Source organism: Cobetia sp. MC34 (assembly GCF_018340035.1).
Lineage (GTDB): Bacteria > Pseudomonadota > Gammaproteobacteria > Pseudomonadales > Halomonadaceae > Cobetia > Cobetia amphilecti.
Map to the genome: position 1 here is coordinate 1 of NZ_JADPPY010000066.1, position 5,224 is coordinate 5,224.

A 5,224-nucleotide genomic window follows, 5' to 3' on the forward strand; every position below is an offset into this window, starting at 1 on the left:
GACAGAAGAGCAGCATTTGGGCATGATTCAGCGGGCCGTTACGGCGTAGATAGCGCCCCTGGTGCGAGAACCCAACGGCCAGCCACTTCAAGCCGCCTGATCAGGGCACTCGTGAATAAGGCGGGTTTATGTCATCTTCGTGGCCGGGATTGGCATGTCACGTTTCGGGCGCATACGGCTGGGGCCTGACCACTCGCGCCCGGAGTTCTCGACACTCTCCTGGGCAGCCATGCTGTTCGCCGCAGGTATCGGCGGCGCGATCCTCTTTTTCGTGGTATCCGAGCCACTGTCGCACTTTCTGACACCGCCAGGTGGCTCAGGGACGACAGAAGAGACGCAACGTCGTGCCATCGTGCAGACCTTCATGCACTGGGGGATTTCCGGCTGGGGAGTCTTCGTGGTGATGGGAATGGCGCTGGCCTACTTCAGCTATCGTCATCGGCTGCCATTGGCAATTCGCTCGACCCTCTTCCCACTGCTCGGCAAGCGAATCTATGGCCCCATTGGCAATGCAGTAGACATCACGGGGGTTTTGGCGACGGTATTCGGGATCGCCACTGCACTCGGGATCGGCGTGATGCAGATGAACTACGGGCTGAACTATCTATTCGGTATCGGCGAGGGGCTGGTCCCCCAGATTCTGATCATCATCATGGTCATCGTACTGGGCACAATGTCTGTGATAACCGGTGTCGAGAAAGGCATTCGCCGCCTGTCAGAACTGAATCTGCTATTGGTCGGCGGGCTGGTGCTGTTCGTGTTACTCCAGGGGCCCACGCTACACCTGCTCAATGCACTGGTCACCAATGTTGGGGACTATGCCACCGCCTATCTGGGGTTGAGCTTCGAAACCTATGCCTACGCCCCCGACAAGCAATCCTGGTTCAACAGCTGGACCGTCTTCTTCTGGGGATTCTGGATTTCCTGGGCCCCGTTCGTGGGTCTGTTCCTGGCGCGAATTTCTCGCGGTCGTACCATTCGCCAGTTCGTGGCTGGCGCCCTTTTCATTCCGTTGTCCTTCGTCATGATCATGATGAGTGTCTTCGGCAACTCCGCCATCGAATTGGTGCAATCCGGTGCTGTGGAGTTGGGGGAGCAGGCGCTCAACACGCCTCAGACCAGCATCTACACCTTCCTTGAGCAATTGCCCGGTGTCGGTTTTACTGCGAGCCTGCTGACACTGCTAAGTATCGTGTTTTTCGTGACATCGGCGGATTCCGGAGCACTCGTGCTCGCCAATTTCACCTACGTGCTGCGTGACGTGAATCACGATGCTCCCATTCGACTGCGCATCTTGTGGTCCGTCCTCATTGGAGTGATCACTATCGCGCTGCTGATGGCAGGCGGGCTCAAGACCCTGCAAAGCGTTGCCGTGATCACGGCGCTTCCCTTTTCTTTCGTCATCTTCCTGGTGATGATCAGTATGTATCGCGCGCTGAACATTGAAAGTGAGAAAGCCGAGGCCCGCCAGCTGGTCTCTGTCATCAGTGGCGAAGGGGGGGATTGGCGTGAGCGGCTCACCCGTACCCTTGATGGCTCGACGCGACATGGGGCTGACAGTCTACTCAAGCATTCCGTGCGTCCAGCCCTGCAACTGCTCGCTAGCGAACTGCAGGCACATGGCCACCAAGCCTCGGTCACGGACCGCGACAGTGAAGAGGTCGAGGGCGGGTGCCCGACCCTGCAGGTTGATTTTCCCGGCGCTCCCAGCTTCCTGTATCAGGTGCGTCCATGCCGCATGCGTACCCCGAGCTTCCTGCCCGCAGATGACGACTACTATCTACGGCTGGATGTGCATCTCGCCGAAGGGGGTATCGGCCAGGACCTCAATGGCTTCACACGTACGCAGGTCATTCATGACATCCTGAATGAATATCAGCGTCATCTGCAATTCCTCAGTCAGGTCGATAAAACCCTCGATCTGGCCAACATCCCGGGCGGGCATATGATGAGTGAGCCAATGGAGGACATCCCCTCTGGCTCGCACGAGACACCACCTACCGCTTCCTCGGTAACGGGGGCATAACCAAGATGCGTGGACACCTTCCGCGGTAAGGCCCCCATGCAAACGCCGCCGGCACCCTGAGCAGGGCGTCGGCGGCGTTTGCGTTTCCCGGAACATTGCAATCAGCTCCCTATGCCTTCAGGCATCGATGCCGTTCTCAACGGAAGATCGAGCTCGACACGCCCCTCGAGAGAGACTGAATTGTACAGCGCGAGACACGCCGGTGACGCATGTCCCGACATTATCGGGAGACATCGTCACATAACAGCTCCTTGAAAGAGGCTGGTGAGACTGGCGGGCCAAGATAGAACCCTTGTACCTGGTCACAGGATAGGCTGGAGACCCTCTCGAGCTGCTCGGTCGTTTCCACACCGCCGACTGTCACATTGAGAGACAGGGCATGCCCCATTCTGATGATCGCATCCACGACCGCCTCATGACGCACGGAATGATCGAGGTACATGAGAAAGCTGCGATCAATCTTGATGCCATCGAATGGATAGCTTTGCAGGTACCCCAGCGAGGAGTAATCCGTCCCGAAATTATCCATTGACAGCCGAACCCCGAGAGCTTTGAGATCGCTCAACGTCGTCAAGATCGCCTCGGAATCCTCCCGCATGATGTTCTCGGTGATTTCCAGCTCCAGACGTTCAGCAGACAAGCCAGTTTCCTCAAGTACCCGTTGGATGCGCTGCACCAGATCATGACGCTGGAACTCGACCGGCGACAGATTGACTGACACCCAAAGCTTGTTGTCCCAACTCATGGCGTTCCAGCAGGCTTCTCGCAAGACCCAATCGCTGATCTCGAAGATCACGCCATTTTCTTCTGCCACAGGAATGAAGCAAGCCGGACTTAACACATCCCGAATAGGGTGATGCCAGCGTACTAACGCCTCTGCGCCGATGATGTCCTGAGTCATTGCATCGAAACGCGGCTGAAACTCAAGCCTCAACTCCTTGCGCGCGACAGCCTGGCACAAATCCATTTCCAGCTGACGTCGCTCCATGATGCGCTCGCTCATGGAAGGGTCGTAAATGCATGCCACATTTCTGCCCTGGGACTTGGCTTCATAAAGCGCAATATCCGCACCCCGCAACAGCGCATCATGAGTCAATACATGATACGGCGCGGCGACGATACCAATGCTGGTCCCGACGTGAATCACGTGATTTTCGATCTGGATCGGTTGATTGATCTTGTCGATCAGACACTGGCCCAGTCGTGTTGCGTCCTGAGGCGTCTTGCACTGCGTGGCGACCACAATGAATTCATCTCCCCCGAGTCTTGCGACCATATCGCGATCCTCTATGCAGCCTTGGATCGCTTTCGCAATTTCACGGAGCACCTGATCCCCAACTGCGTGCCCGTAGGTATCATTGACTGGCTTGAACCGATCAAGATCAAGCGCCAGCACGAACAACGGCTGGTCACCGCTCACCTCGGTACGCAATCTCTCGTCCAGAAACCGATCGAGACGATGGCGGTTGGCGAGCCCGGTCAGCGGATCATGTTGACTGATGTGCTCGATCTGCGCCTTGGCTTCCATTTCACGCGTGATGTCACACACGGTCCCCTGGTACCCCTTGAGCTCTCCACCGGCACGAAATTCACAGGCAAAGACCTGGCAATACCGAGTGCGGCCCTCTCCATCCTGCAACTCACACGCGATTGGTTGACGTCCAGCGCCCGCACCGTGAGCCGCTATGTCGGCCAATATCGACGGATCGTAATGCAAGAGTTCTGACAAGGGCCTACCTAGCCACTCGGATGCCGTGAGCCCCGTCAACGGCTCAAATCGATCTGACAGGTAGGTCAAGACCTGCTGCGTATCGGACTGCCAGATCCAGTCCGACGAGATTTCTGACAAATTCTTGAAGCGACGCTCACTGAGCTTCAAGGCATGCTGTACCTCGACCACGGCCTGACTGGCATGAAACAAATGCTTGCGAAGCCATATCAACAGGAATACGACCAACGCTCCCACCCCTCCCCAGAGAGGCAAGACATTGATCAGAAGATGTCGGCCATAAGCCTCTTTCTGCCATTGCACGACAATATCCCCGACATCCTCAGTAGCGAGAATCACAAAGGGCTCTTCGATGCCCTTGGCCCCAGCAACACCAATACGCAGGTCCGTCAGCCCGTAACGTTCCGAGATGGCAGCAAGTTTAGCCCCATCCAGAATGTCGACATACACAAGGTAGGAAAGCGTCTCGAACTGAGTGTAGGAACTGTCGGGACGAATAACGGCAGCGGACACGACCGCCGGCACACCGCCCACTGTCGTATATTCCGTGGCAACCTCATCCTCCCGTGAGCCCTCTCTGGCACTTTCCAGCAATCGTGGTACGTCACTCTCGACCCAATCCTCGAGATTGACATCTTGCAACTCACCTTTGAGGAGCGCATAGCGAGTACCACCTGCCGGTCCTACGATGAACACGCCATCCAATCCATAGGTGGGATACATAGAGGGGCCAATGTTATCTCGGTCATACGCCCACTCATGGTCGACGGCACCATAGGTGTACTGATACGAATCAATCCAGAAGGCGTAATCATCCAAGGCAATGGCAATCTGTGTCTGACGATCCTCCAGGGCCAGCAAGACATCGGCTTTGTCATGTGCCAGCTGCTCTTCATCAATCGCCATACTGAGATATATCAGAGCGCCACCCGCCATGAAAAACAGGAAGACAGTGAGGTACATGAAAAGACGTGAAGCCAACCGAGAGGTGGCCGCGTAACGAGCACTTTCATCAGGAGAGTCTGGTACGGGATATGAAGTCATGGTCATCCAGCGTGTGAAAGTCCTTGAAGGATCGTACGCCATGCTCGATCACTGCCGACATTGTCATGCAGACTGAGTCACTGGCTAACGGCATTCATGGTGGATTCTTTAGCGACTCCTGATGACAGTGGCGGTCACGCCATGTGGCAGACGACACTCAACGAAGAAGAAACCATCCTATCGGCCTACGACGCCTTATTACGAAGTACGTCGCACGCGTTGATCATTGTGGGAAACCTCGTACAGGGTGAAGAGGTCTTACCTCAATGCACGAACAAGAGGATAAAGAAACTTGCCGTTTAAGGAAACACTGCACAAATCCTGCCGTTGGTGCCTGATCGCCACCGACGGGGTAGAATCTAGCAATATCGCTACCGCCTGATAGAGCCATCCGATGAAGCAGATCTCATTCGCCCAAGCAGAGC

The 5,224-nt window shown here is 56.0% G+C and carries 1 protein-coding gene and 1 pseudogene; one reads left to right on the forward strand and one right to left on the reverse strand.

Translation table 11 applies throughout. The features are described from left to right. Nucleotides 1-127 precede the first annotated feature (127 nt). A pseudogene (gene betT / locus IZU87_RS16965) lies at nt 128-2,026 on the forward strand (choline BCCT transporter BetT); the annotation flags it as partial. A gap of 220 nt (nt 2,027-2,246) precedes the next feature. Here betT and IZU87_RS16970 read toward each other — a convergent pair. Then, entirely contained in the window at nt 2,247-4,799 is a 2,553-nt protein-coding gene (locus tag IZU87_RS16970; RefSeq protein WP_213115328.1) for a bifunctional diguanylate cyclase/phosphodiesterase, read from the reverse strand. Nucleotides 4,800-5,224 lie beyond the last annotated feature (425 nt).